Annotated in this window: 23 protein-coding genes; 17 read left to right on the top strand and 6 right to left on the bottom strand. The window is 44.7% G+C overall.

The window, feature by feature from the left end; all coding sequences use genetic code 11:
• Nucleotides 1–19: 19 nt before the first annotated feature.
• The 3 genes from apbC (at nt 20) to ABD744_RS02435 (ending at nt 2499) form a co-directional block, all read left to right on the top strand.
• The gene (gene apbC, locus ABD744_RS02425) at nt 20–1108 is read left to right on the top strand and encodes an iron-sulfur cluster carrier protein ApbC (protein ID WP_344795096.1); all 1089 of its coding nucleotides are present in this window, start codon (nt 20–22) and stop codon (nt 1106–1108) included.
• Nucleotides 1109–1248: 140 nt separating this feature from the next.
• Nucleotides 1249–1818, top strand: coding sequence for a dCTP deaminase (dcd, locus tag ABD744_RS02430; RefSeq protein ID WP_344795098.1), 570 nt, complete (start codon nt 1249–1251; stop codon nt 1816–1818).
• Nucleotides 1819–1860: 42 nt separating this feature from the next.
• Complete coding sequence (locus ABD744_RS02435; RefSeq protein ID WP_344795100.1) at nt 1861–2499, top strand: TetR/AcrR family transcriptional regulator; 639 nt, start codon at nt 1861–1863, stop codon at nt 2497–2499.
• 44 nt (nt 2500–2543) lie between these two features.
• Here the strand turns inward: ABD744_RS02435 and purN are convergent, their stop codons facing one another.
• Both purN and purM read right to left on the bottom strand, forming a co-directional pair.
• Nucleotides 2544–3194, bottom strand: a complete 651-nt coding sequence (gene purN, locus ABD744_RS02440) for a phosphoribosylglycinamide formyltransferase (protein WP_344795102.1) — start codon at nt 3192–3194, stop codon at nt 2544–2546.
• A 92-nt stretch (nt 3195–3286) separates the two neighbouring features.
• The gene (purM, locus tag ABD744_RS02445; protein ID WP_344795104.1) at nt 3287–4330 is read right to left on the bottom strand and encodes a phosphoribosylformylglycinamidine cyclo-ligase; all 1044 of its coding nucleotides are present in this window, start codon (nt 4328–4330) and stop codon (nt 3287–3289) included.
• Nucleotides 4331–4599: 269 nt separating this feature from the next.
• Between purM and ABD744_RS02450 the strand changes: the two genes are divergently transcribed.
• The 5 genes from ABD744_RS02450 to murI are packed head-to-tail and all read left to right on the top strand — an operon-like array spanning nt 4600 to nt 9102.
• A complete protein-coding gene (locus tag ABD744_RS02450) occupies nt 4600–5901 on the top strand; it encodes a DUF2066 domain-containing protein (RefSeq protein ID WP_344795106.1) in 1302 nt (433 codons plus the stop codon).
• 25 nt (nt 5902–5926) lie between these two features.
• The gene (locus ABD744_RS02455; protein ID WP_344795108.1) at nt 5927–6472 is read left to right on the top strand and encodes a CDP-alcohol phosphatidyltransferase family protein; all 546 of its coding nucleotides are present in this window, start codon (nt 5927–5929) and stop codon (nt 6470–6472) included.
• A 24-nt stretch (nt 6473–6496) separates the two neighbouring features.
• Nucleotides 6497–7555, top strand: a complete 1059-nt coding sequence (locus ABD744_RS02460) for an AI-2E family transporter (protein ID WP_344795110.1) — start codon at nt 6497–6499, stop codon at nt 7553–7555.
• 27 nt (nt 7556–7582) lie between these two features.
• Nucleotides 7583–8305, top strand: a complete 723-nt coding sequence (gene hda, locus ABD744_RS02465) for a DnaA regulatory inactivator Hda (RefSeq protein ID WP_344795112.1) — start codon at nt 7583–7585, stop codon at nt 8303–8305.
• A gap of 2 nt (nt 8306–8307) precedes the next feature.
• On the top strand, nt 8308–9102 hold the full coding sequence (gene murI / locus ABD744_RS02470; RefSeq protein ID WP_344795114.1) for a glutamate racemase: 795 nt from the start codon (nt 8308–8310) through the stop codon (nt 9100–9102).
• A 105-nt stretch (nt 9103–9207) separates the two neighbouring features.
• Here murI and ABD744_RS02475 read toward each other — a convergent pair whose 3' ends face one another.
• A complete protein-coding gene (locus tag ABD744_RS02475; RefSeq protein ID WP_344795116.1) occupies nt 9208–12729 on the bottom strand; it encodes an ATP-binding protein in 3522 nt (1173 codons plus the stop codon).
• A gap of 418 nt (nt 12730–13147) precedes the next feature.
• Here ABD744_RS02475 and argF point away from each other — a divergent pair, with 418 nt between their 5' ends.
• From argF to ABD744_RS02500, 5 genes are all read left to right on the top strand, one after another.
• Nucleotides 13148–14149, top strand: a complete 1002-nt coding sequence (argF, locus tag ABD744_RS02480; protein ID WP_344795118.1) for an ornithine carbamoyltransferase — start codon at nt 13148–13150, stop codon at nt 14147–14149.
• Nucleotides 14150–14164: 15 nt separating this feature from the next.
• Entirely contained in the window at nt 14165–14962 is a 798-nt protein-coding gene (locus ABD744_RS02485) for a PhzF family phenazine biosynthesis protein (RefSeq protein ID WP_344795120.1), read from the top strand.
• Nucleotides 14963–15390: 428 nt separating this feature from the next.
• Nucleotides 15391–15873, top strand: coding sequence for a DUF3015 domain-containing protein (locus ABD744_RS02490; RefSeq protein WP_344795121.1), 483 nt, complete (start codon nt 15391–15393; stop codon nt 15871–15873).
• Nucleotides 15874–15979: 106 nt separating this feature from the next.
• The gene (locus ABD744_RS02495; protein ID WP_344795122.1) at nt 15980–17893 is read left to right on the top strand and encodes an Lnb N-terminal periplasmic domain-containing protein; all 1914 of its coding nucleotides are present in this window, start codon (nt 15980–15982) and stop codon (nt 17891–17893) included.
• 66 nt (nt 17894–17959) lie between these two features.
• Nucleotides 17960–18805 carry an alpha/beta hydrolase gene (locus ABD744_RS02500; protein ID WP_344795123.1) on the top strand — a complete coding sequence of 282 codons (846 nt, stop codon included), beginning with the start codon at nt 17960–17962 and terminating at the stop codon, nt 18803–18805.
• 123 nt (nt 18806–18928) lie between these two features.
• Here the strand turns inward: ABD744_RS02500 and rimO are convergent, their stop codons facing one another.
• Complete coding sequence (rimO, locus tag ABD744_RS02505) at nt 18929–20248, bottom strand: 30S ribosomal protein S12 methylthiotransferase RimO (protein WP_344795125.1); 1320 nt, start codon at nt 20246–20248, stop codon at nt 18929–18931.
• Between the two features lie 402 nt (nt 20249–20650).
• On the opposite strand from rimO, the gene ABD744_RS02510 reads away from it, so the two are divergent.
• The 3 genes from ABD744_RS02510 (at nt 20651) to ABD744_RS02520 (ending at nt 24096) form a co-directional block, all read left to right on the top strand.
• Nucleotides 20651–21484, top strand: coding sequence for an HDOD domain-containing protein (locus ABD744_RS02510; protein WP_344795127.1), 834 nt, complete (start codon nt 20651–20653; stop codon nt 21482–21484).
• Nucleotides 21485–21634: 150 nt separating this feature from the next.
• Nucleotides 21635–23368: an arginine--tRNA ligase gene (gene argS, locus ABD744_RS02515; protein ID WP_344795129.1), complete on the top strand. Its 1734-nt coding sequence runs from the start codon at nt 21635–21637 to the stop codon at nt 23366–23368.
• A 170-nt stretch (nt 23369–23538) separates the two neighbouring features.
• Complete coding sequence (locus ABD744_RS02520) at nt 23539–24096, top strand: chalcone isomerase family protein (protein WP_344795131.1); 558 nt, start codon at nt 23539–23541, stop codon at nt 24094–24096.
• Between the two features lie 369 nt (nt 24097–24465).
• On the opposite strand, the gene ABD744_RS02525 is transcribed toward ABD744_RS02520, so the two are convergent.
• Complete coding sequence (locus tag ABD744_RS02525; protein ID WP_344795133.1) at nt 24466–24651, bottom strand: hypothetical protein; 186 nt, start codon at nt 24649–24651, stop codon at nt 24466–24468.
• 132 nt (nt 24652–24783) lie between these two features.
• Between ABD744_RS02525 and ABD744_RS02530 the strand changes: the two genes are divergently transcribed.
• Nucleotides 24784–25050 carry a YkgJ family cysteine cluster protein gene (locus ABD744_RS02530; RefSeq protein WP_344795135.1) on the top strand — a complete coding sequence of 89 codons (267 nt, stop codon included), beginning with the start codon at nt 24784–24786 and terminating at the stop codon, nt 25048–25050.
• Between the two features lie 29 nt (nt 25051–25079).
• Here the strand turns inward: ABD744_RS02530 and ABD744_RS02535 are convergent, their stop codons facing one another.
• Nucleotides 25080–26351 (bottom strand): cyclic di-GMP phosphodiesterase, encoded by a 1272-nt coding sequence (locus tag ABD744_RS02535; RefSeq protein WP_344795137.1) that lies wholly within the window; start codon nt 26349–26351, stop codon nt 25080–25082.
• Between the last annotated feature and the right edge of the window lie 117 nt (nt 26352–26468).

The following is a 26468-nucleotide window of genomic DNA, read 5'->3' on the forward strand; positions in this document are numbered from 1 at the left end:
GATAGCTTGGAGAACACCTATGGTTGATCAGTCCCAAATTGAAGAGATCATTAAAGGCCTCATTGATCCTTATCTTGAGCAAGATTATGTATCTTGCGGTTCTGTTCAGAGCATTGAGGTGGATGATCAGTCCATTGTTGTGAAGCTGACCCTGCCTTATGCCTCTGGTTATTTTGGTGGTGGCGTTCAGCAGATGTTGCAAGGACAGCTGGCGTCCGAGTTTGATGATCATAAAGTTAGTGTTGAGGTGGACTGGCTGGTTCGGGCGCAAAAAACGGCGAATAACCTGCCTGGGTTGAAAGGCGTAAAGAACATCATTGCGGTGGCGTCAGGCAAGGGCGGTGTTGGTAAGTCGACGACCTCTGCGAACCTGGCTTTGGCAATGAAACAGGAAGGCGCGCGCGTTGGCCTGTTGGATGCCGATATTTATGGCCCAAGTCAGGGGTTGATGCTGGGGGTTGCAGAGAACACCCGACCAGAAACTAAGGATGAGAAGTATTTTATTCCGGTTGAAGCGCATGGCTTACAAGTGATGTCGATGGCGTTTCTGGTGACAGACAATACGCCGATGGTGTGGCGCGGCCCTATGGTCAGTGGCGCACTCCAGCAGTTGTTAACTCAAACATTGTGGGATGATCTTGATTATTTGATCATCGATTTGCCGCCGGGCACGGGGGACATTCAACTGACGCTTTCTCAAAAAGTACCTGTTACGGCGTCCGTAATTGTTACAACACCGCAGGATCTGGCGCTTTTGGATGCCAAAAAAGGCATTGAGATGTTCAAGAAGGTGAATGTGCCGGTGTTGGGGGTGGTTGAAAATATGAGTACTCATATCTGCACCAACTGTGGTCATGAAGAGCCGATTTTTGGTGAGGGCGGCGGGGATCGTATTGCCGCTGAATACGGTACTTCGCTCTTGGGCGAGTTGCCTTTGTCGTTAAGTATTCGAGAGAAGGCGGATTCCGGTAAGCCTTCTGTGGTGGATGACCCGGAAAGCCCGATTGCGATGATGTATTTGGAGATCGCTCGCCGTTCGATGGCCCGTTTGGCATTACAGAATCAAAATCAGGATGAAATTCCTGTGATTCAAATGAGTGACGATTAATACCTGGCGGGTTTAATGCTTGGTGCGTGCGATGCTCGGCAGAAAAATGATGTCTGGCGTTCTCTTTGAGTTGGGACGCAGGTATCATGTGGAAAATTTTTTGAAGTGGTTGAATGAACCGCTTCTATGGAGAAAAAGATATGGCAATTAAGTCAGATAAGTGGATTCGTCAAATGTCGTTAGAGCACGGCATGATTGAGCCCTATCAGGAAGGTCAGGTTCGTTATGGTGAGAATAATGAGCGTTTGATTTCGTACGGAACGTCCAGCTATGGCTACGACGTTCGCTGCTCAAATGAGTTTAAAGTGTTTACCAATATCAATTCGGCGACGGTTGATCCGAAGCACTTTGATGAGGGCAGCTTTGTCGACGTTGTCAGTGATGTTTGTGTGATTCCGCCGAACTCATTTGCATTGGCTCGTACCGTTGAATATTTCCGTATTCCTCGGGATGTGTTGACCATTTGTCTGGGTAAGTCGACTTATGCGCGCTGTGGCATCATTGTTAATGTCACGCCGCTGGAACCTGAGTGGGAAGGGCATGTGACACTGGAATTTTCAAACACAACGACCTTACCGGCTAAGATTTATGCCAACGAAGGTGTGGCTCAGATGTTGTTTTTGCAGTCTGATGAAGTTTGCGAGACCTCGTACCGTGATCGTGGTGGCAAATATCAGGGTCAGACGGGCGTGACTCTGCCTAAGGCGTAATCGCTGAATGATTGTTAATGAGTTTCTGTTTGGTTTGATTCGATGATAAAAGATGTGTCCCCCAGAGTGGAGTTGCGTAAGAAACCCGCGCAAGCTCGCTCAATTGAAAAATACAATCGAATCCTGGATACCGTGGCGGAGTTGGTTGAAAGTGGTGGTACGGATTGTATTACCACCAATCTGATTGCTGAAACCGCAAAGGTGCCCATTGGCACTCTGTATCAGTTTTTTCCGAACAAAGAATCGATTCTTTATGCACTGTTTGAACGTCAGCTTGAGCAGTTGGATGCTTTGTTTGAACCCTTCTTCTCGGAAGAATTTGATCGCTACTCCGTAAGAGAGCTCATGGATCGAGCGATTCTGAACATGAGCAGCGCTTATGAAACGATACCGGGGATGGTGAATATTATGAACAGCATGCATGTTCACCCGGATTTTCGTGAGTTGAGTGCGATCAATAATGCAAAGTTAGCTAAGTGGATGACGATGGTGTTGGTGCGTCGTTATCAACAGGCGTCTGAGTCGGATGTGAAGTCCGTTGCTGAAGCGGTGATTGAGCTGGGCGATGCTATTTTCAGAAAGCTGTTGTTGAATGGCTCGAAGGGCGAGTTGAAAAACAACATGCTGTTAGGCTTTCGTTTGTCGGTAGAGGCGCTGGTGGAAGTAAAGTTAACGCCTTAAAAAAACCAGCTTTTGTTCAAAAGCTGGTTCTGTGTTTTTTAATCTTATTCTTGATCAAAACTTCTGATTTGAAGGCCTTCGGTGGGAAGTACTTCGCCATCCAGTAAGCAATCATTGTTTTCCATTCTTAAACGCCCTTCGGAAAAAAGCTGAACGGTTCTGGGAAAGATGATGTGCTCTTGGGTGAGAACGCGCTGAGCAAGCATTTCGGGTGTGTCACCTTCTTGAATAGGTACAACTGCCTGAAGTGCCGTCGGGCCACCGTCCAACTCTTCTGTGACGAAATGCACGGAGCAGCCGTGTTCTTTGTCGCCGGCTTCAATGGCGCGTTTGTGGGTGTGCAGGCCTTGGTATTTAGGTAATAAAGAAGGGTGGATGTTGATCATCCGACCTAAATAATGACGAGTAAATTCGGGCGTAAGAATTCGCATGAAGCCAGCCAGGACGACTAATTCTGGTTGGTATTGATCGATGATTTTAATTAATGACTGATCAAACGATTCTCTTGAGTCAAATGCTTTGTGGTCTAGCACATCGGTTTGGATGTTCGCCCTTGAGGCTCTTTCTAACCCGAAGGCATCCGCTTTGTTGCTGATAACTGATTTGATGTCAATGTTGAGTGAGCCGTCCAATTGGCCATCAATTAATGCTTGTAAGTTGGTGCCGCCACCGGAAATTAAAACAACTACGTTCATATTGGACTACATCAGAATGGATTTTTTACGAGGATTCATTGAAGGCTGGATATGAAGCCAGGCCATTGGCCTGACTTCATTTAAGCGCAAGTTTATAGATTATTAACTACAACTTGCTCTTCTTCGCTGCCCGCTTCTTCGATCTGACCAATGATGATTGGTGCTTCACCTTCCGCTTTCAGTACTTCCAGTGCTTTATCTGCTTGGTCAGAAGGCACTACTACTACCATGCCGATACCGCAGTTCAATGTACGTAGCATTTCTTTGTCTTCTACGTTGCCTTGCTCTTGCAGCCAGTCAAATACGGCAGGGCGCTGCCAGCTGTTAGAGTCGATTACGGCTTTTGCGTTTTCAGGCAGTACACGAGGCAAGTTTTCATACAAACCACCACCAGTGATGTGACACATTGAGTTCACTTCTACTTCTTTAAGAAGCTTGAGTAACGGTTTAACATAGATACGTGTCGGCTCAAGAAGCACTTCGCCTAAAGGACGACCGTTGAAATCTTGGTTGATGTCGATGTTCTTAACTTCAATAATTTTACGAATTAACGAGTAACCGTTTGAGTGCGGGCCAGAGGATGGCAAGCCAATCAGAGTATCGCCGACCGCAACTTTTGAGCCGTCGATGATTTCAGATTTTTCAACCACGCCAACACAGAAACCGGCAAGGTCGTAGTCGCCGCCTTCGTACATGCCTGGCATTTCAGCCGTCTCACCGCCAACCAATGCACAGCCGGATTGCTCACAGCCCGTGCCTATGCCATCAACCACTGAAGCGGCAACGTCGACGTCGAGCTTGCCCGTTGCGTAATAGTCCAGGAAGAATAATGGCTCTGCACCCGCGACGATCAGGTCGTTCACACACATAGCTACGAGATCAATACCGATGGTGTTGTGTAGGTTTAAGTCCATTGCTAAACGCAATTTAGTACCTACTCCATCGGTACCAGATACTAGAACGGGTTCGTTGTAGCCTTTTGGAATCTCAAAAAGGGCACCAAAACCGCCTAAGCCTGCCATTACGCCAGGACGACGAGTGCGTTTCGCAACGCCTTTGATTCGCTCTACCAGTGCATTACCCGCATCGATATCAACGCCCGCGTCTTTATAGCTAATGGATTTCTGATCTGTCATGTGTTTTCGCCCAATCAATAATTTGTGATAAAAATGTATCTTTTCGTACTTAGTTCTGGAGACGTGGGACTACACGTTGGGAATGTATTACAATTGCCACGCCTATACGAATGGTGCGCTATTTTAACAGTACCCTGTATGACGACCAAGATTAATTTCGATTCACCATGGATGTGAAGCGTATGTTTCAGATTTATAAGAAGTTTTTTGTTTTTATTTGTGCTTTGCTAATGGCCGTTTCAACAGCTTTTGGGCAAGAAATAGGCTCGATGAGCATTGTGCGCAAGGTTGTAAGTCAAAATCAAACCGAATTTAAAGCTGCTGTGCAGAGTGCATTTCGGCAATATTTGGTTCATATGTCCGGACACGGCAGTACGCCTGATTTGCCTCAGGTACAAAGTTTGCTGGTTAAACCGGAAAAATATTTATTGGAATTTCGCTATGAACCGTTGGCGGAAGAGGAGCTGGAAATCGGCTCTGAATTTGTTCAGACCAAACAAGCGAAGTGGTTGCTGAAACTTCGTTTTGATTATAAAGCGGTTGAGTCTGCATTATTTAATGTTGGTGCGCCGATTTGGCAAACGCCTCGTCCGGATTTGATGGTGTGGTTAGCCTATGAGTCTGAAGATGGTTTGAGGCAAGTGATTACTTCGAATGAGCCGGATGCACTTCAATCCGTACTTGGGGGTGTTGCATCCACTCGGGGCCTGGTTATTAAGCTGCCGCTATACGATGACGAAGATCGAGAGGTCTTGCCTGAGTCGGCATTGTGGGGGTTGTTTGAGGAAGAGTTAAAACAAGTTTCCCAAAGTTATAATGAGTCTAACAGTATTGCGTTAAGGGTGTACCCGATCTCTGCTTCGGAGTGGCAATATGACACACGGTTACTGATGCCTGACAGCTCAGTGACATCTTCTGGCGTTGCTGCTGATAAAGTATCCGCCATTCAGGCGGCTTTGCTGGATGCTATGGATAAAATGGCCGACCGCTATGCGTTACAGGTTGATCCGACTCAGAGTGAAACTGTGCTGTTCCGTTTGTCTGGTGTAAATACCTTTGATCAACTTCAGGGGTTAATGGCGGAACTGAATAAAGTATTAATGATTAAAAATGTTGTGCCTAAAGCGGCGCGCGGAAATGAAATTTGGTTGGAGCTTACCATTGTTGGTAATAAAGAGCTTTTACAGTTAACTTTGGCCAACTTTGATCAGTTGGCAGAAGAGCTTGAAGAACATGGTGTCCAGGAGCATATACTCCCTGGCACTGAGGAAGTGGAGTCCGGTGTATCTGAGCTTTCTGATCCTTTAATGATGTCACAGGATAATCAGCCAGTTGATCTTGAAACAGAGGGTGAAGCTGATAAGGGCATCGATGATTCGGCAGGTTTGTTTCAAGGGCAAGCGGAGCGTTCTTCAGAGAGTGCGGCAGAGATGGTGGGGGTAAGTAGCCCAATTGAACCTGTTCAGGCGAACGAAAAGGGTTTGCACTATCGGCTTGTTCCTAAGGTTCAAGAATCAGATAACATTCTTCAAACGCAAGAAAATAACGATGTTCTTTTTGAAATAAAATAATGGGTGTTTATTCTTTGATATGGGCATGAGTAATTACAGTTGGTTACCTAATGCGCTTACCGTATTGCGTTGTTTGTTGGTTGTACCGGTCGCATGGTTTATTCATCAACAGAATTTTGTTGCTGCGTTGGTGACTTTTGGTGTTGCTGGATTTACAGACGGTCTGGATGGCTACATAGCAAGAAAATATCACTGGCAGAGTTATATTGGCGCCATTTTAGATCCTTTGGCTGATAAGCTATTAATGATGGTAAGCTTTATTTCGCTTACCTTTATTGGCTTGGTTCCGTTCTGGTTGATGATCGTGGTTGTGATCCGGGATTTAGTGATTGTGGCTGGTGCGGCTTTGTTCCGGTGGCTGCATGGACCATATATGATGTCGCCCAGTATTTCAGGAAAGGTCAGTACTTTTCTTCAGATTCTTTTAGTTTTGTGGTTACTTGTAGAGCAAGCTCTTTCTTTGGAAGGCGGGCCGATTACAGTGCTGATGATTTGGTTTACCTTGGTGGTTGCTGTCATCAGTGGCTTGGAGTACATAGTTGTTTGGTATCGAAAGTCGACGGAGTTTTAGTCGATTCATTACAAGGAAGTGGGTATGACGGTTTCCCAGCGTTGGTTTTTTTTAGTGTTGTTTTTGGTTGTGTCTTTGTTTTTATACATGTTACAGCCTATTTTAATGCCGTTTTTATTGGGCGCTCTGATTGCTTACGTGGGTGACCCCATTGTTGATAAGTTGGAAGAGCATCAATGCCCTCGGGCGGTTGGCGTCAGCATCGTCTTCTCCGTTTTTACGCTATTGAGTATTCTTGCGCTGTTATTGATTGTGCCAAGTTTGTTGAAGCAGCTGGAGGCTTTGCGAGCCTTAGTGCCTAATGCCGTAATGTGGGCTGAAAAGGTCGCGGCACCTTGGCTAGCCGATAATCTTGGGTGGGAGCTGGAGCGGCTGTCTTCCAGTAATATTCGACAGGCAGTACAAAATAAATTGTCCGGTCATGGTAGTTTGTTGGCTTCGGTTGCAGCTCAGGTCACCACTTCAAGCCTTTCTATGTTGGTGTGGGTCGCTAATCTGTTACTTGTTCCTGTGGTTTCGTTTTATTTGATGAGAGACTGGGACACGATTATTGAGCGCATCCATAACCTGCTGCCTCGTAATCTTGAGCAAAACATCACGTATCTGGCCAAAGAAAGCGATGAGGTGTTAGGGGCGTTCTTAAAAGGGCAATTAATGGTCATGTTAGCTTTGGGGGTTATTTATTCTCTTGGCTTGTGGATTGTGGGGCTTGATTTAGCGTTATTAATTGGTATGGTGGCGGGGCTTTCCAGTATTGTGCCATATCTTGGTTTTATCGTCGGTATTGGTGCGGCATTAATTGCTGCTGTGTTCCAGTTCCAGGAATGGTTGCCATTGCTTTACGTTTGTATTGTTTTTGGTGTGGGTCAAACACTTGAAAGTGTTTTGCTGACCCCGATCCTGGTTGGTGATAAAATTGGTTTACACCCGGTCGCTGTTATTTTTGCCATTATGGCGGGCGGGCAGTTATTTGGTTTTGTTGGTGTGTTACTCGCTTTGCCTGTTGCCGCCGTAGTAATGGTGATTCTGAGGTTTGCCTATCACGGGTACAAAGGCAGCCATTTTTATCATGCCGAAAAGTAACTTTATTGAGTAGATGAACTGAAGAGAATGACAACCTCTCACGTAGTACAGCTTCCACTGGATATTCAATTAAAACAAGAAGCCAACTTTGATAACTTTTGGGTGGGCGAAAACGCGCCTGTCTTTGAAGCATTTAAAATGTTGGCGGGAGGTTTTCATTCGCCTCAGGAATTTCAAGAGACCAATTATTTTCTGTGGGGCGGTGAAGGTGTAGGCAAAACGCACTTGTTGCAAGCGGTATGCAATCATGTTGCTGCACTCAATATCGACTGCGCTTATATTCCCTTGGCGGAATTGATGAAATATCAACCTGAAGTACTTCAGGGGTTGGAGCAAATGCGCCTGGTTTGCCTGGATGATATTCATTGCATTTTAGGCCGCCGGGATTGGCAGATCGCTATTTTCCATTTATTCAATAAACTTCGGGATCAAGGGCATACATTAGTGGTGTCGAGTGATCAGTCTGCATTGCATATTCCTATTGAATTGGCCGACCTGAAGTCTCGCCTGAGTTGGGGTCTGACGTTTAAACTTGATCCGCTTTCTGAACAGGGGGCTAAAGATTTATTGATAGACCAATCTTTAAAGCGTGGTCTTGAGATGACGGAAGAAGTGGCTGATTATATTATCAGTCGCGCTCGTCGCTCAGCGCCCGAATTGATTGAAACGCTGGATGCTCTTGACTTAGCCAGCTTATCTGCAAAACGAAAACTGACTCGCCCGTTTGTGAAAGAAGTGCTTGGCTGGTAGGCATGAATGCATCAAACAATAGAATTTTACTGATTGATTCTGGCATTGGTGGCCTGAGTATTTTCAACGAGCTGACGACTCAACTTCCTTTTCTTTCTATTGATTATTTTTGTGATCACGCATTTTTTCCTTATGGCAACAAAGAGCTGAGTACTTTGGTTACTCGGGTGCATGACATTGTTGAAAACTGTTTGCAGAAACACAGTTATGATTTGGCGGTGATTGCCTGTAACACAGCAAGCACTGTTGTGTTGCCGTCGCTGAGATCTTCTTTTGATATTCCGTTTGTTGGTGTTGTTCCTGCGATTAAACCTGCCTGTGCTCTGTCCCTGACTCGTCAGGTGGGGTTGCTGGCAACGGAAGGTACGGTGACCAGAGAATACACTCATAACCTGATTAAAGAGTTTGCCTGTGACGCTGAACTTACTTTGGTTGGTTGTGCGGAACTGGTAAAGGAAGCGGAAAAGAAGCTTGCCGGAAAGCCTGTTGATCTTGAAGTACTTAAACAGGTCATTGCACCCTTTAAAGCGAAAAATGTGGATACGATTGTATTGGGTTGTACGCATTTTCCATGGCTGGTTGAGGAATTGGCTTCGGTGATTGAGTGGCCGGTAAAGTGGGTGGATTCGGGTAAAGCCATTGCTGCGCGGGTAGAAAGTTTATTGAACGATCAGGCGAGCCATCTGCTTGATCGTTCTGCAGCCCAATACCGGTTTTATACCTCTGGCGCGTGTTCCGATATTCATTTAGATCATCTGCCGATGGACTTTACTCTGATAGAAAGTTTTCAGGTCTAGATGTGCTTTGCCGAACATAGTTATCGCTCGCCACAACTAAAAACACACTTCAAAATTAACCTCCTCTAATCATGTCATGGCATCCAATGGCAGGGCATAGAGTGATTATTGAATCGCAATTTCTTTTTGATGGCTGAAATATTTTCCTAATAAATCCTGTAATGCATTCATTGTGACTGGCTTAGGAATAAAGTCATCCATGCCGGCTTCAATGCATCGGCGTTTATCGCCTTCGATGGTATTGGCTGTTAGGGCAATGATCAGGTTTTTTCCTCCCAGTCTGGCTTCCTGTTCCCTGATCTTTCGAGTTGCTTCAAAACCATCCATTACGGGCATTTGGCAATCCATCAGAATTACATCGTAATTGTTGTGAAACATTTCGAGCGCTTTGGTTCCATCCTCTGCCAGCTTTACTCGACAGCCCAGTTTTTCCAGAATGCGTGTGGCCACGCGCTGATTCACAGGGTTGTCTTCCACCAGTAAAATATCAATACCAAAGTGGGCGTCCTGAGTACTTTCGTTGGTTTGAGTTAAGTTGGACTGCTCTGTTATGTCCGCCTTGGTAATTGGCTTACTTGATTTCTTTTCTTGTGCGTGCAGTTTTTGAAGGATGGGTTCCAGAATGCTGTACCGGTAAACTTTTGAATAGCAGCCGTCAAACAGATTCGCATTTAAGCTGGCCGGTAAGGTGTCGTTTTGCGCACTGTTGGAGAAGATGACTTTGGTGTGTCCGATCAGGTCTTGATACTTGGAGAATAAATGATTCATGCAGTCGTAGTCGAAATCATCCGAAACATGAATCAGTGAAATGGATTTGGTAACGTCATCATTTCGGGTAAGCAGCTCTTTTAACTCATCTTTATTTTTGACCCAGTGCACAGTGGCACCAAAGTGCCGGAATATCTCCCTGAGCGAATCAAGCTCGTTTTTATCTGTGCAGGCAAGCCCGATATGCTGACCCTGAAGAAGGCCACGGGTGAGCATTTCGAAAGCGCCTTTCGGGGCTGCCAGAGGCAGATGCTGACTGAAGGTGGAGCCTGAGCCCTTTTGGCTTTCTACACTGATTCTGCCGCCCATGAGTTCTGCGAGTTGTCTGGAGATGGTCAAGCCTAAGCCAGTGCCACCAAACCGGCGGGTTGTGGAGCTGTCTTCTTGAGTGAAGACTTTAAATATGTCGGACAGCTTTTGGGTGCTGATGCCGTGGCCGGTATCGATGACTTCGATCACAATCGGAACCTTATTCGACATTGGGCGCACCTGTACCGAGGTGTCCCGCTTTACGTGAATCATGACATGCCCTTCATCGGTGAACTTGATGGCGTTAGAGCACAGGTTCAGAATGATTTGCTTGATTCTGACGTAGTCACCGATCAGCTCACCTTGTAAGTCGGGCTGAATTCTCGTATCCAGGCTGATGTTCTTTTCTGCGGCTTTGACACTCAATAGGGCCGTCACGTCTTCAATTAATTTGACCAAATTAAAAGGTAATATCTCAATTTGAAGTTTGCCGGCTTCAATTTTTGAGAAATCCAGAATGTCGTTCAGAATATTCAGCAGGGTGGATGCGGAGTTATTGATGGTTGAGACGTATTCGTTTTGTTCCGAGTTCAACTCGGTTTTCTGGAGAATGGACGCCATACCCAGAATACCGTTCATTGGTGTTCTCAGTTCATGGGACATGTTGGCTAAGAACATACTCTTGGTTTTATTGGCGGCTTCCGCTGCCCGCTTTGATTCAATCAGGGCTTTTTCAGCGCGTTTTTGAGCGGTGATGTCTTTGCTGACGCAATAAATGATGTTTTCTCCGCGAAGTACCATGGAGATCATTGACAAGTCGATGATGGAAACATCTTCCTGATTTGGCGCTAAAAAGTTGAGCTCTTTGTGCGCTGAGCCGTTACTGGAGGCTTCATCAATCAGCTGGTTTATTTCGTTTATTCTGTCTTCTTCACTGAGATTTGGAGCAATCAGAAGTTCGCCTAAATTTGTGCCGTTGATGTCTGTTTCTTCTGTATCCACTGTTTTCAGCAGCAGTTTTGCTGAATGGTTGTGATCCATGATTTCGTGATTGTGGATTAAAAAAATCGGGTCGCTTGACGCGTGGCAGACTTCAAGGAATTTGTTCTCACTGTGTTCCAGTGCGATGTTCATCGATTCGCGTTCATCAATGACCTGATTGAGGTGGAGTGCCACCTCACTGATTTCATCGTTGCCGTAAACGGTGACTTTATTAGAAAAGTGTCCTCGGCTTGCATAACTGGTCAGTGTTTTATTGATTGACCCCAGCGTGCTTGATGCTCTGGATACCAATAAATAACCAAGCCAGAGCGATCCGATGATAGAGAGCAGAGTGACAATGATGTAACGAACCAGCTGGTGTCTGGCGCTGTCAGACAGGTCAATGATTTCACTCAATGCTTGCTGGCTGATAATCTGGCGAATATTGTGGATGTGCTCGCTTTTTTGAAGTGAAAGGTCGTACCAGCGTTGTAAACTAAATGTTAACGCCGCTTTTTTAAGCTCTTTTAACGAGTTTCCGAGTTCACTGGTCCAATAGCTTGCGTCTTGTTGATCTTCCAGATCGTTACAGCCATTCAGGAGGGTGTTTAACTGTCGAATGGAGGTTTGTTCGGAATCTTTGGTTTTGGATAAAAAGCGATATTTATCCAGCAGGATGTAAATACGACTGCTGGAAGATTGGATTAAAGGGGAAATCTCGCTGCCTTCCTGAACCAGTTGACATAAATTATACCAGGAGCGGGTTTGAAGAATGTGCTCAAGTTGTTGAATGATTTCCAGTTTCGCTGGCAGGTTCAGCATCTGGTCTCTTAATTCATTAATTTTTTGGGACGCTGACTGGCTTTCACTGCCGTAGAGCATGTTTTTTTGTTTTTCAGTGGCCAATTCAAAGTGAAAGTCATCGTATAGCGTGTTTTGAACCAGCATGTTGGTTTGAAGAAACTTTAACTCATCGTTTTTTTCACTTGGGGTGCCCATGAAGGTCAGCCCATGTGCGGTTTCCAGACTCACCTGCTCTTCGATTCTGGCTAACAGATTTACCACGTTGGTCTTTTGAAGTACGGATAAGTCGTGGTTGGTGGAGGTGATGGCTTTTACAAGATAAAGGGCCGTTTGAATGATGTCGGAGAAAAAGTAGAAGTAGTCGCTGTTTGGGTTTTTGTTATCAAAGCCCGCACGCACATCCCGGATGGACTCCAGGTCGAAAATCAGTTGGTTCAGGTCATTGATTGGGTCATTGATACGACGATAAGGGTTTAGGCTACGAGGGTCTTTAAAGCGCTTGCTTATTTCACTTCGCTTGATGAACTGCTCAAGTTGATGAATTGCGTTGTCCACCACTTTTCTGTGCCGTAATAAGGCTTCCTGGTAAGACGCATCATTTGTTATTTCATAGGTTCTGCTGAGTGTTCGTTCTGTTTGCAGACCACTGACGATGGAATAAATGTAATCAATCGCATGGAAATCGGTCGCGGTTGTCGAGAAGTCTTGATAAACATCGTATCTTTCATCAATAGCTTTAATCGCAAAAGCAAGGAGGGTGATTCCTGGTAGCAATACAATTAGGGCGAGCTTGTAGCGTATTTTAAGGTTGTTAAACCAATTCATCCCTGTTTTCTCTTGTGTAAGTTCTATCAGTGCAGTCAAAACTGCGTAAATCCATCCTTTGGTAGTGCTGATATTTTTATTATGTAACTAGATTATAGGCAAAGTCCGCGTAAGTGACGCTTTGTTATTGTAAAAATATTTATTTTTATGCCGTTTACTTTCAAAACCAACCTATAAAGTTCAGTCTGGAACATTTTTTTGTTGTAATTATTGACTGGTTTGCCTTTAAGTTGGTGACGAATTATACGATTTTATTCCCCGACTGGAAGCGGTTTTTTACTTGGCGTTTGAGTCATTGGGTCAGAAAAGGTAAAGTGCTGGGTTTTCTTTGAAGAATATTCTAAAGAGAACACTCTTAGGAAACGTGCATAGTTGCTCCGTGGTGTACGTCCGGAAAGAACGATAAAGAGATCAAGGCATGGCATTTAATTTAAGAAATAGGCACTTTTTAAAGTTGTTGGATTTTAACCAGCAAGAAATTGCTTTTATGTTGAAGTTAGCTGCGGATTTAAAAGCTGCTAAATACGGTGGATACGAGCAACCGCGCATGAAAGGTAAGCAAATTGCTCTTATTTTTGAAAAGAGTTCAACCAGAACTCGCTGTGCTTTTGAAGTGGCTGCTCAGGATCAGGGCGCATTTGTCACCTACCTTGGGCCGAGTGGTTCGCAAATCGGTCAGAAAGAATCGATGAAAGATACGGCGCGGGTTTTAGGTCGTATGTACGATGGCATTCAATATCGTGGTTACGGCCAGGCCATTGTTGAAGAGCTGGCTCAGTATGCAGGTGTGCCAGTTTGGAATGGTTTAACTGACGAGTTTCATCCAACTCAGATATTAGCCGATTTCTTAACCATGCAAGAACATTCGACCAAAATGCTGGAAGACATGGCTTTCTGTTATTTAGGCGATGGTCGAAATAACATGGCCAATTCTTTAATGGTGGGTGCTGCCAAGATGGGGCTGGATTTCAGAATAGCAGCGCCTAAAAGTTGTCAGCCAGAAGAGTCACTGATTGAACAGTGCCAGGAAATAGCCAAAGCATCGGGCGGATCTATCTTGATTACGGAAGACGTAGAAGCCGGTGTGAAAGGGGCGGATTTCTTGTACACCGATGTCTGGGTGTCAATGGGAGAACCGGATTCAGCTTGGGAAGAGCGCATTAAGCTTTTAAAACCGTATCAGGTTAATCAACAGGTCATTGATCAAACAGGTAACCCGAACGTTAAGTTCATGCATTGTTTACCGGCCTTCCATAACCGGGAAACCGTAGTCGGTGAAGAAATCTATCAGAAGTTTGGCTTGGATGGCATGGAAGTGACTGAGGACGTGTTTGAATCTCATCATTCCATTGTTTTTGATCAGGCTGAAAACAGAATGCACAGTATCAAAGCTATCATGGTTGCAACCTTAGGCGATTAATGGGGATTTTGGGTTATGAGTGAGTGGATCACCATTTATCAAGTAGACGCGTTTGCAGATCAGGTTTTCAGGGGCAATCCGGCGGCCGTGGTGCCGTTGGCAAAATGGTTGCCTGATGAGAAATTACAGCAAATAGCTGAAGAAAATAATTTGTCTGAGACGGCTTTTTTCAGCCCGGATGAGACGGGCCAATTATTGTTGCGCTGGTTCACCCCGGTCAGTGAAGTGGAGTTGTGCGGTCATGCGACTTTGGCTGCAGCCTATGTGTTGTTTGAAGAAATGGGGTTTGCTGATGAACAGGTTGTTTTTAACACTTTGCACAAGGGGCCTTTGACGGTTAAACGGGATGGAAAAGCCTTTGAAATGACTTTTCCTAAACTTCAGCCGGAAGTGGTGAACGAAGTTCCGGCCGGGATTTCCCAAGGCCTGGGGATTGACGTTGCGGAAGTGCTGGCTTCAGATGATTATCTTGTTGTATTGCCCTCCGAAGACGATGTTCTGAATGTGAACCCGGATTTTAATGCGTTGGCGAAGCTTGATCGACGTGGGGTGATTATTACCGCGCCAGGTAAATCTGAGGATTTCGTTTCTCGTTTTTTTGTGCCTTCGCTAGGGGTTAATGAAGATCCTGTCACAGGTTCTGCTCACTGCATCTCAGCTCCTTATTGGGCCGAGAAATTGGGTAAGTCTCAGTTGACTGCGAAACAAGTATCCAAGCGAACGGGGCTGCTGTCGTGTGAGGTATCAGAAAGCTCGGTGACACTGAAGGGAGAGGGGGTGTTGTATATGAAGGGTTCGATTTTAATCGGGTAACGTCATCTACTGCTATTTTCCTATTTGCGCTCAATCTGCATAATGGCGGTTATTGTGCGGGTTGAAAGCGTTTATACTCTGGTTTTCAAATTCTAATCAGCTGATTTAAAAGTGTTTTTTTTAGTGATCTGGATCACTTGGTTACATTTTGATACTTGATTTATTGGTCATCATTTACTTTAATCTTTGGAACTTTTTCTTTGTAGCGTTATTGAAATAATGCTAGAAATGTTGAGTTAGTTAGCTCTCAGTTGGATATCTGGGTGCTAAAAATGGAAATAGATTCTCTTGTACTCATTTACGATTGGATACAAATATTTAGGTTGTATCTCAATTATTTGTCTAGAGTGAATGGGTGAGAGTCTAAATTTGAAACTCTATGTATCATTAAATTAATTCGCATAGATATATTAGTAAGAGGAATTACTATGAAAAGATCTTTATTGGCAGCAGGTTTATTGGCGGCTTCTTTCTCAGCTTCAGCAGTAGTACCTGGTGGTGATAGCTGTGGTTGGGGTAACATGTTGTTTGAAGGACAGTCTGGTCTTCCAATGCACGTTGTTGCTTCTACAACTAACGGCACTTCTGGTAACGCTTCATTCGGTATGACAAGTGGTACAAACGGCTGTTCAGCTAACGGTACTTTGACATACGGTGGCCAGCCTATGATCGATCTTTCAAGCATCATGGACGAGTTTTCTGAAGACGTAGCTCGTGGCCACGGCGATGCACTAAGAACTGTTGCTGTTGCTTTGAACATCGAAGCACAAGATCGTGCAACGTTTGATGCTGTAATGCATGAGAACTTCGCGGTTATCTTCCCGAATGAAAATGTAACTTCAGACCAAGCAATGTCTGCAGTTCTTGAAGTAATGAAAGCAGACGATCGTCTAAGCAAGTACGCTGCTTAATTTGCTTTTATAAAGAATGCCTGGCCCGGTTCGGGCATTCTTTAATATGATTTCTCTTCTTGTTCATGTTTTTGCCCGCTAATCTTCTTCAAATTTAGTTTCTTATATGCCCCAATTTATTGTTTTGATGCTGAGTGTTTTACTGAGTTTCAATCTTCACGCGCAAACTGAAAATTCCCAACCGATTTCATCTCATGTATCACCGGTTTCATCCCCTGTATTAAAGTATCAAGGTCTCGCCATTGAAATGAAGCTGGCGGAAGAACAGACTTGGTTAGCTTTACTTCATTTTCATGAAGATTCTTTTTCTTCTACCGGTTACAGCAGCTACGTGGATGATCCCGATTTCTTTTATTCCAAAGAAGGAGACACCAACAGCGAAGCTGAGTTATTAGCGACCATTGAGCGTCTCTTTTCTCAGGAAGAAACCGGAAATGAACAAGCCCAGTGTCGGTTTGTTTTTCGTTATCAGTGGTTATCTGAGCAACTGTCTATCGACCCGAAAGAGTTGCCTGCAGTCGATTGTGCCGACTATAAACAATGGCGAAGTGAAGTGAATGCCCACTCAGCCTCTTTAATTTTTCCCGCAAGCACATTAAATAGCCCTTCTTCTATGTTCGGCCATACGTTATTGCGCTTTGATCCGAAAGACATTGACGATGGTTCCGACTGGCTTTCATATGCCCTGAACTTTGGTGCGAATGTGGACAGCGGTGATAACTCTATCTTTTTTGCTTATCGTGGTTTGGCCGGCGGTTATCCGGGTGTTTACAACATGATGCGATACTTTGAAAAAATTAAAGAATACAACCGCATGGAAAACAGAGACATGTGGGAATATAAACTCAATTTAACGCCTGAAGAAGTGGATTTGATGTTGGCCCACGTGTGGGAATTAAAAGACATAAACTTTGATTATTTTTTCTTGGATGAAAACTGCTCTTTTCGATTGCTTGAGTTAATGGAGTTGGTTCGGCCTACTGTAAATTTAACGAACCAATTCAGTTATGCCGTCATTCCGACCAACACGGTCAGAGCGGTCATTCAGGAAGACATGGTGGATGAAATTCGTTTCAGACCTTCGGAAGTCAGCAGCCTTCGCTCCCGTATTAAGGCGCTTTCCAATGAGCAGCAAGCGCTGGCAAGAGCGCTGGCCGATGATACTCAAGTATTGGAGTCCGACTCTTTTAAAGCACTGACCGTTGAAGAACAGGGCAAAGTTGTTCAACTGGCATACAGTTACTTGCGTTATGAGCAGCGCCAGACTCAGCGTAGTAAAGATATGGCGAAAAGAAGTCACAAGCTGCTTTTGACGCTGAATAAACTTCCTACTCAAGCGCTGGAAGTGGAAGCGCCAGAGTCTCCTGAAAATGGTCATGAGACCAGTATGATTGCCTACGGTGTGGGTGAACGAAATGAGGACTTCTACCAGCAAATCAACTTTCGCGTGAATTATCATGACTTACTGGATAATGAGTTAGGGTATTTGCGCGGCGCTCAAATTATGTTTGCTAACTCTGAGCTGCGTTATTATGAGGATGCGGGGTTTAAATTTAACCGTTTTGATTTGATTGATATTAACTCCATTTCTAAGCGGAATTTATTTTTAACACCGTTGTCATGGCGAGTGAATGTCGGGTATGAGCGGGTTTTCAGTGAAACAGATGATACCGGTGTTTTACAGGTGAATGCCGGTGCCGGCCATACTTATGAAATGACTGATGATATTGCTTTCTATGGATTATTAACTGCACGAGCGGAGCACAATGAAGACTTTGATTATCTGGTGGAACCTGCCTTCGGCAGCGCAATTGGGTTGTTGAACAATACGTCTTTTGGCGCGCAACGGATCGATGTTAACGGTTATAAATTCTTTAATGGTGAATACCGAGCGAAAGCCGAATTTAATCAGAACTTTAATTTGTCGGTAAATCATGCGTTACGGGTGACTCTTGGTTATGAATGGCATAAGGATGATACCTTCTCCGAGATGTTGGCCAGTTATCGGTATTACTTTTAGGCCGATCCTGGAATAATTTAAACTAGGCCGCGTTTGAATCAGAATGAGCAATGAAGGGGGCAGGATGTGATCAGAGGTAAGGAATACTTCAGACTTTTTGCGATGGTGAGCTTCTTTCTCTCGCTGACTGGTTGTCGTTCATTGACGACCTTATATTTTCATCCGAGTACCCAATACTTTAATGACCCAAAAGATTATGGGCTCTCGTACGACACTGTGACCCTCAAGACTGCTGACGATCAATCTCTTACCCACTGGCTGTTTCATCCAGAGGGTTCGCTCAAAGGTCGTGTCGTTTTCTTCCATGGCAATGCAGAAAATATCAGTACTCACTTTGCAAGCGTTCATTGGTTGCCCAAAGCGGGTTACGAGGTTTTGCTGGTGGATTATCGTGGCTATGGAAAATCCACAGGTGTGCCTGCACTGCCTGATGTGCTTGGGGATATGCAATTGTCGTATCAGTGGATGAAAGCGCGCTCTGCGCAGGATGATCAGCCGGTTTATGTATTAAGTCAAAGTATTGGGTCTGCATTGACTGTGATTGCAATGGCAGAGGAGTCTAGCCAGCCAGATTGTATAGTACTGGATGCTGGATTTGCTTCTTTCAAAGATATGGCAAGAATTTCATTTCAACGATCCTGGTTATTCTGGAGTTTTGCCTATCCGGCCAGCTGGTTATTGCCCTCCGAATTTGAGCCAATGGATTATGCCAGCCAAGTTACCGTGCCTGTTTTGCAGATGCACTCAAAAGCCGATCAGGTGGTTCCTTATGAACAAGGGCTCAAACTTAATAAGACCTTCTCTCGTGCCAAATGGCTTGAAGTCTCGGGTCCTCACATCGCAACCTTTAATTTGCAGCGCAATCGGGATGCGGTGTTGAAATTCTGGGAGACGGGGTGCGCAACCGATTAAGCAAGGAACGGATTTATTAAGCTGTATTTATGATGCGTTTTGAAAGGGCTTTTAAGAGGATCTAAATAGGCGCTTCAACGAGAAGCGCCCACTTTATTGGCTGAGAAGTAGTTAGGGTTGGGTTTAAACCAGATGACCCCACATGTCGTACTCGTCGGCTTCTTCAATTTCAACGGTAACGATGTCACCAGGCTGAAGGTGTACTTGGTTATCAAGGAATACCTGACCATCAATTTCCGGAGCGTCGGCCATTGAACGACAGACCGCACCTTCTTCAACCACTTCATCGACGATGACGTCCATGGTTTTTCCTACTTTGGACTGCAGTCGTGCCGCACTGATTTTCTGCTGAACGGCCATGAAGCGATCCCAACGCTCTTGTTTGACGTCTTCGTCTACCTGATCCGGCAATTCGTTGGCTGTCGCGCCTTCCACGGGGGAATACTTGAAGCAACCGACTCTGTCCAGCTGAGCTTCTTCCAGGAAGTCCAACAGCATCTGGAAATCTTCTTCTGTCTCGCCAGGGAAACCGACGATGAAGGTTGAGCGCAGTACAATTTCAGGACAAATCTCACGCCACTTCTTGATTCGGTGAAGCACTTTCTCTGAATGAGCAGGACGCTTCATGTTTTTAAGCACTTTAGGAGAGGCGTGTTGGAATGGAATATCCAAATAAGGCAAAATTTTCTCTTCTGCCATGAGCGGAATCAGTTCATCGACGTGCGGGTAAGGGTATACATAATGAAGTCTCACCCAGATTCCCAGTTTAGACAGCTCTTCACAGAGTTGCGTCATGCGAGTTTTAACCGGGCGGCCTTCCCAAAAATCCAGTTTATATTTGGTATCAACGCCATAAGCACTGGTATCTTGTGAAATCACCAGTAATTCTTTTACGCCAGCATCGGCAAGACGCTTAGCTTCACTTAATACTTCGCCAACGGGTCTACTGACGAGATCACCTCGGAAGGAAGGGATAATGCAGAATGTGCATCTGTGATTACAACCTTCGGATATTTTCAGGTAAGCATAATGTTTTGGCGTTAACTTAACGCCTGTGTCTGGCACTAATGATTCATAAGGATTGTATTCTGGTTTGTCGACCACTTCGTGTACCTGAGACATGACTTCGTCATAGGCGTGCGGACCGCTGACGGCTAAAACATTTGGGTGTACTTCGCGAATGACGTCTTCTTTTGCGCCAAGACAGCCAGTCACAATGACTTTGCCGTTTTCTTTCATGGCTTCGCCGATGGTGTCCAGAGACTCCTGCACTGCGCTGTCGATGAAGCCACAGGTGTTAACCAATACCACGTCTGCGTCGTCATAACTTGGGGATATTTCGTAACCCTCGGTTTTTAACTGAGTGAGGATTCGCTCGGAGTCCACAGTATTTTTAGGACAGCCCAAGCTGACGAACCCTACTTTGCCTTGACGGTTTGACATATAGATATACTTCTTGCTGAATTGGTTATTGAATGATCAAAATTGGCGCGTATTGTAGCGTCAGACTAGGTATCCGTTAAGGGAAATCATGAAACTTTTTTTTAATAAGTGTTTTTTCATCCTAAGCGGTGCAGGTTTGAGCATGATTCCGCGAAAGTACACAGAAAAATTCTGAATATTTTCTGTGGGTTGCGAGGTTTTTGACTACACTCAAAGGCATGTGTTTGTGTTCTCCGGCGAATGCAGTAATAAGAAAAGGCTGTGCGGGTTTTTGAAGTCAAATCCGTAAACCTGTGAAAATCAAATGTGTTTTCCAGTTGTCACTTTATACCCGGTTGAATGATTCGTCATCGTAACAGGCCAGGCTGATGCTGGACTCTTTTATCAAAGTAGAGGATCTATATGGAACTAGCGGCAATTTTTGATTCTTCAAAGCAACTTCCTAACATTCCTAAGGTTGTCCAAGAGTTAATCGAAAGTTTTAATGATGAGGACTCGATTGATATTGATGATATCGCCGATAAGATCTCGAAAGATCAGGTCTTGACTGCCAAAGTGTTGCGGGTGGCGAATTCTGCTCGTTATAGCACCAGCCGGGATGTCAAAACCATGAATGATGCTGTGGTTTTATTAGGACTAAGCATGCTGAGAACCATGGTATTGGCTTCGGGGATTTCGGGTGCGGTCACTGTGCCACAGGGGTTTGACCGAAAAGCATTTTGGAAGGACAGTTTTGCGGTGGGGGAGTTGGCTAAGTGGATTGCGCGCTATACCGATGTAAACCCTGAAACCGCATTTACCACAGGAATGTTGTATTCGATTGGTATTGTTCTGATGCATACAGAATACCCGCAGGAGTGCGTCGGCGTTGATGCTATGGTCAGTGAGGGCAAAGACCGCATTGAAGCTGAAAATCAAGTCTTTGGCTACAGTTATGCCGATGTGAGTGCCGAGTTGGCAAGACGTTGGCGTTTCCCGGATGAAATGAGTGAAGGCATTGCATATCATTATAAGCCGTTGGAGTCTGATCCTATTTCAAAAATGGCCGGTATTTTATACTTAGCGCGTTTTTTAAGAAAAGCACATCAAGAGAAAATGAATGAAGCGCAGATTATTGAAGGATTCCCTTCTGATGTGGCGGATGCCATTGGAATGGATCATGCCAAAGCGCTGCAGGAAGTTCAGGATACGGTAGGTGTTGAAGAAGGGTTAGAGGCCTTATTAGAGGGTTTGTAATTTTCCAATCCACACGTGATCAAAGGTCAGCTTGTCTGACCTTTTTTTGTTTTTACTGACGTGACTCTGTTGTAGAATAGTCGCCCTTAAATTTACTTCGTGATCCTTTGTTGTCTGATGGGTCGCTCTCACATTTTATCTAGGGTCGATATGAATCTTCGTAATTTTCTTGATCAGTCTTTTTCAAAAGCATTAGTAGCAGCGGGCGCTCCAGAAGGTACTTCAGGTATGGTCCGACCAAGTGCTAAAGCGAATTTTGGTGACTATCAATCCAATGGTGTGATGCCAGTTGCGAAGAAGCTGGGTATGAATCCTCGTGATTTTGCTCAGAAAGTCATTGACCAAGTTGAACTGGACGGCATCGCTGATAAGCTGGAAATTGCCGGCCCAGGGTTTATTAATATCACGCTTAATCCTCAATGGGTTGCTGAGCAATTGTCTGCGTTTGATGATCGTTGTGGGGCTGAGAAGCAAAACCCTCAAACCATTGCCGTGGATTACTCTGCACCAAATGTTGCGAAAGAAATGCACGTTGGCCATTTACGCTCAACCATCATTGGTGATGCGGTGGTTCGTGTCCTGGAGTTCTTGGGACATAAGGTGGTTCGTTGCAATCACATTGGTGATTGGGGGACTCAGTTTGGGATGTTGATTGCGCACCTGGAAGAGTTGATGCGTGATAACCCGGACGTGATGCAATCGGAGTTGTCTGATCTGGAAGAGTTTTATCGTGAGTCTAAGCAGAAGTACGACAGCGACGAAGCGTTTGCGTTGCGTGCCCGAGGGTATGTGGTAAAACTTCAGGGCGGTGATCCGTGGTGTAATGACATGTGGCGCAAGCTGGTGGATGTCACTATGGATCAGAACCAGAAAACTTATGATCGATTGAACGTGACTTTGTCCAAAGACAATACCATGGGCGAAAGCATGTACAACGACATGTTACCTGGCGTGGTAGAAGAACTTAAAGCCAAAGGCCTTGCAGAAGAAAGTGAAGGCGCCATGGTGGTGTTTCTGGATGAGTTCAAGAACAAAGATGGCGAGCGCATGGGCGTGATCATTCAGAAAAAGGATGGTGGCTTTCTGTATACAACGACAGACATTGCTTGTGCGAAATATCGTCATGAGCAATTAAATGCCGATCGTGTGCTTTACTTTATTGATTCTCGTCAGGCTCAACATTTACAGCAAGCCTGGACCATTCTGCGAAAAGCCGAAGTCATCCCTGAAGCGATGTCATTGGAGCACCATGCATTTGGCATGATGTTGGGTAAAGACGGTCGCCCTTTCAAAACGCGTTCTGGTGGTGTAGTGAAGTTATCCGACTTGCTGGATGAATCAAAGGAAAGAGCGGCGGCATTAATTGAAGAAAAGAGTACCGAGTTGACCGAAGAACAAAAGCAGGCGGTCATTGATGCTGTGTCTATTGGTGCGGTGAAATACGCTGACTTATCCAAGAACCGCACGACGGATTACATTTTTGAATGGGATAATATGTTGTCTTTTGAAGGCAATACGGCGCCGTATCTGCAATACGCTTATACCCGGGTTGCAAGTGTGTTTCGTAAAGCAGAGGTAGACATGACCTCGTTCGAAGGCGAAGTTGCTATTTCTGAAGCTGCGGAACGTACATTGGCGATCAAACTAATGCAATTTTCTGAGATTGTGGATTCTGTGGCGAAAGAAGGTACACCGCATGTACTTTGTTCTTATCTGTATGAATTGTCTGGCAACTTCATGACCTTCTATGAAGCCTGCCCAATCAATAAAGATGGCGTTGCAGAAGACGTTCGTGCCAGCCGTCTGGCCCTAAGTAAACTGGTTGCTAATACCTTAAAAACAGGTTTAGACTTGTTGGGCATAAAGGTTGTTGATCGTATGTAATAATCTTGTATGACATAATTCTGTCGCCTATTCACATAGGGCGAAAAAATTGCAAAACAGTCCACATTTTTGTGGAACCCAAACCAGTACACTAGGTCAAACGCAGGGTGGTAATCCAAAACCGACTTGTGTACTGGATGACTAACAATAAAAATATGGGATCAGAGATAATGTTTAAGAAAATCATCGCATGTGGCGCAATGGTATGCGCAATGTCTGCTTCAGCTATGCAAGTTGCTGATGTTGAAGTGCCGGAAAAAATGTCTGCAGGTTCTAGTAACCTGATTCTTAATGGTGCAGGTATCCGTGATAAGTTGTTCCTGGATCTGTACGTTGCTGGTTTGTATCTTGAGAGCAAAGGCCTGACGGCTGAGCAGGTTGTAAATGCAGATCAACCAATGGCGCTTCGTCTGCACATCATTTCTGGTTTAATTACCGCTGAAAAGATGGTGAACGCTACCAACGAAGGCTTTGAAATGGCAACGGGTGGCAACACTGCGGCTATCAAGTCTGAGATCGAGCAATTCATTAGTGTTTTCCGTGAAGAGATCAAAGAAGGCGACGTTTTTGATTTGGTTTATGTTCCGGGTGTGGGCGTTAACGTAACTAAAAACGGCGTAGAGAAAGATGTTGTAAAAGGCGTTGAGTTTAAGAAAGCCATGTTCGGTATTTGGTTGTCAGATAATCCAGTACATGATGGTTTGAAGGCTGAGCTTCTGGGCAGCTAACGGCTAAGACTTTTAAGTCAATAAAAAAGCGGGCTTTTAGCTCGCTTTTTGTGTTTATGCCAGACGCTTTAATAAATTTGAACGAACAGGTTTTGATTAACTGTCCTTCTCTCTGAGGATGTAAAACACATTCCCGCCTTCGCTGCACAGCCATAAATCTTTACCTTCCTGGCTAGCTTTAGATGTCGCGGCTTTTGCAGAAATGTAAAATACCTTATCTCCGTCTTTCAGAATAAGTTTCTCATGCCTGTTTTTCCACGAATCTATCTTTCTCAGGTATTCCATCGAATCATCTCTATATCACGCTCAATACAAGTATAGCTTCAATATTTGCTAAAACTTGAGCGGTTGTCTCTATTTGCGTCGGTATTATTCAGGCGATTTAAGCGTCAGAAAATGATGCATTCCTTCTTCGCAGAGCCATATATCTGAGTTAGTGTCTCTCGCCATCTTTTGTACGCACTTGAATGACACCCACATTCTGTGTTGTTCACTGTCCCAAAACATGACGTGCTCTTCCATTGGGATGTAGTTTACTTTTGAAAGATATTTCATTCCTAAAAGCCCTGTTTTTAAATTTGGCATTCGATCAGAATCGTCAGATTTATTTTTTTACTCGCTTGTTACTAATGTAGACTATGAGTCAGTGAGAAGTTTGTATTTTTTATAAGATGATGGGAGTGTTGAGTGGAGTGTCGATTAGGTTGTGGTGCGTGTTGTATTGCTCCTTCCATCAGCAGTGCTATTCCGGGGATGCCTCATGGTAAAAAAGCCGGAGAAAGGTGCATTGCATTGTCTGACGATAACTTATGTACGTTATTCGGTAAGCCGGAAAGGCCTAAGGTTTGTGCTCAATTCACCGCTGAAGTGGAATTTTGCGGTACATCCAATGAATCTGCCTTGAACACGCTGAATGCGTTAGAACAAGACACGTTAATTATTTTAAAAACCTAAACGGTTAGTCAGTGCTAAACGATTTATGTCTACGCGTAGTGAGAGGCTGCTTTAGGGGCATCCAAGTCTGGTAAATCCTGCCAAATTCTTAACCCTTTATCCCGATAATACTGAAGATCAATTCCAAACGCGCCATCGTTGTGAATCTCTTTAATTCGCAGGGGTGTACCATCTTTTAGTTTTTGTACTTCGTGGAGGTCGATCACTTTCTCCATCGGTGTCTGTTTATCCGTTGACCTTACAATCATTACCTTTGGTCTGAGTTTATGATCCTGTTGGCTGGATAGGATGATGCCTATATGGCCGGTATTTAATTCGGCAATGTGCCCTGGTGGGTAAATACCAATAAACCTGACAAATCGCTCGGCTAATTCACGATCGAAATGAAGGCCTCGGTCGTCATAAATAATGCGTAGTGCTTCCAGAGAGGAGCTTCCGTTACGATAGCAGCGGTTACTGGTGATGGCGTCATAGGCATCGGTAATCGCCACGATTTTTGCAAAATACGGTATTTTTTCGCTGGTGATGCCTCTTGGGTAACCTTTGCCATCGACCCGTTCGTGGTGGCTGTAGGCCACATCAACCGCGCCTGCAAACACATCCCGTTTCGATTGCAGCAGTTTTTTCCCTTCTGTCGGATGGGCGCGCATCGCTTGAAATTCTTCCGCTGTTAATCGGCCTTCTTTGTTCAGAACTTCCAGAGGCACTCTGACTTTCCCTACGTCGTGTAGTAAGCCGCATACCCCCAGGTTTTCCAGTTCTTCTTCCAATAAATCAAGATCTTTGCCGAACGCGATGGACATGATTGCAACGCGCAACGAATGCTCTGCCGTGTAGTCGTCCCGGTTGCGAATCTGAGTCAGCCATGACAGTGCACCAGAGTTTCGGATTACGCTCTTAACACAATCTTTCACCAGCGACTTTATTTTAGGCGCATCTAAATCGTAGCCCATTCGTAAGCTGGTCAGAATGGTATCCACTTGTTGTTTGGTTTGTTGGTAAGCGTTGACGGCTGTTGGTAGTTCATTTTCGAAGGACACTGTGTCCAAGTACCTGCTTTTTTTCTTTACTGCCGCAGTTCCGCCCGGTTTATGCTGGATTTCAATGGTTTGTTTGATGTCGATAAACACTTCTCTGCAATATTGCTGCAGTTGATATATTTCTTCTTGGTTAGAGATTAGAAAGCCCTGAAAAATAAAGGGAGTCTGTTCCCAAGGTCTGTCCAATTTTGAAACAAACATGCCTATTTCTAGGTCTGTTGTGGAAATTACTTTTTGGGATATGTCGGTATATCGGCTCACAATGGCTCTTTCCTAACAGTTGGCTCCACCTCTTCTAATAATAGGACTTATTGACAAGAAGATTAGACCGTTCAGCTATATTAACTGTGCGAAAATCTAGACAAAGCTTATGTTTCA

The organism is Litoribacillus peritrichatus, from assembly GCF_039537985.1.
Classification (GTDB): Bacteria; Pseudomonadota; Gammaproteobacteria; order Pseudomonadales; family Litoribrevibacteraceae; genus Litoribacillus; species Litoribacillus peritrichatus.

Bases quoted from the DNA above. Each gene is read 5' to 3' on its own strand.
- apbC (WP_344795096.1), top strand. From the start codon at position 20: ATGGTTGATCAGTCCCAAATTGAAGAGATCATTAAAGGCCTCATTGAT.
- dcd (WP_344795098.1), top strand. From the start codon at position 1,249: ATGGCAATTAAGTCAGATAAGTGGATTCGTCAAATGTCGTTAGAGCAC.
- ABD744_RS02435 (WP_344795100.1), top strand. From the start codon at position 1,861: ATGATAAAAGATGTGTCCCCCAGAGTGGAGTTGCGTAAGAAACCCGCG.
- purN (WP_344795102.1), bottom strand. From the start codon at position 3,194: ATGAACGTAGTTGTTTTAATTTCCGGTGGCGGCACCAACTTACAAGCA.
- purM (WP_344795104.1), bottom strand. From the start codon at position 4,330: ATGACAGATCAGAAATCCATTAGCTATAAAGACGCGGGCGTTGATATC.
- ABD744_RS02450 (WP_344795106.1), top strand. From the start codon at position 4,600: ATGAGCATTGTGCGCAAGGTTGTAAGTCAAAATCAAACCGAATTTAAA.
- ABD744_RS02455 (WP_344795108.1), top strand. From the start codon at position 5,927: ATGAGTAATTACAGTTGGTTACCTAATGCGCTTACCGTATTGCGTTGT.
- ABD744_RS02460 (WP_344795110.1), top strand. From the start codon at position 6,497: ATGACGGTTTCCCAGCGTTGGTTTTTTTTAGTGTTGTTTTTGGTTGTG.
- hda (WP_344795112.1), top strand. From the start codon at position 7,583: ATGACAACCTCTCACGTAGTACAGCTTCCACTGGATATTCAATTAAAA.
- murI (WP_344795114.1), top strand. From the start codon at position 8,308: ATGAATGCATCAAACAATAGAATTTTACTGATTGATTCTGGCATTGGT.
- ABD744_RS02475 (WP_344795116.1), bottom strand. From the start codon at position 12,729: ATGAATTGGTTTAACAACCTTAAAATACGCTACAAGCTCGCCCTAATT.
- argF (WP_344795118.1), top strand. From the start codon at position 13,148: ATGGCATTTAATTTAAGAAATAGGCACTTTTTAAAGTTGTTGGATTTT.
- ABD744_RS02485 (WP_344795120.1), top strand. From the start codon at position 14,165: ATGAGTGAGTGGATCACCATTTATCAAGTAGACGCGTTTGCAGATCAG.
- ABD744_RS02490 (WP_344795121.1), top strand. From the start codon at position 15,391: ATGAAAAGATCTTTATTGGCAGCAGGTTTATTGGCGGCTTCTTTCTCA.
- ABD744_RS02495 (WP_344795122.1), top strand. From the start codon at position 15,980: ATGCCCCAATTTATTGTTTTGATGCTGAGTGTTTTACTGAGTTTCAAT.
- rimO (WP_344795125.1), bottom strand. From the start codon at position 20,248: ATGTCAAACCGTCAAGGCAAAGTAGGGTTCGTCAGCTTGGGCTGTCCT.
- ABD744_RS02510 (WP_344795127.1), top strand. From the start codon at position 20,651: ATGGAACTAGCGGCAATTTTTGATTCTTCAAAGCAACTTCCTAACATT.
- argS (WP_344795129.1), top strand. From the start codon at position 21,635: ATGAATCTTCGTAATTTTCTTGATCAGTCTTTTTCAAAAGCATTAGTA.
- ABD744_RS02520 (WP_344795131.1), top strand. From the start codon at position 23,539: ATGTTTAAGAAAATCATCGCATGTGGCGCAATGGTATGCGCAATGTCT.
- ABD744_RS02525 (WP_344795133.1), bottom strand. From the start codon at position 24,651: ATGAAATATCTTTCAAAAGTAAACTACATCCCAATGGAAGAGCACGTC.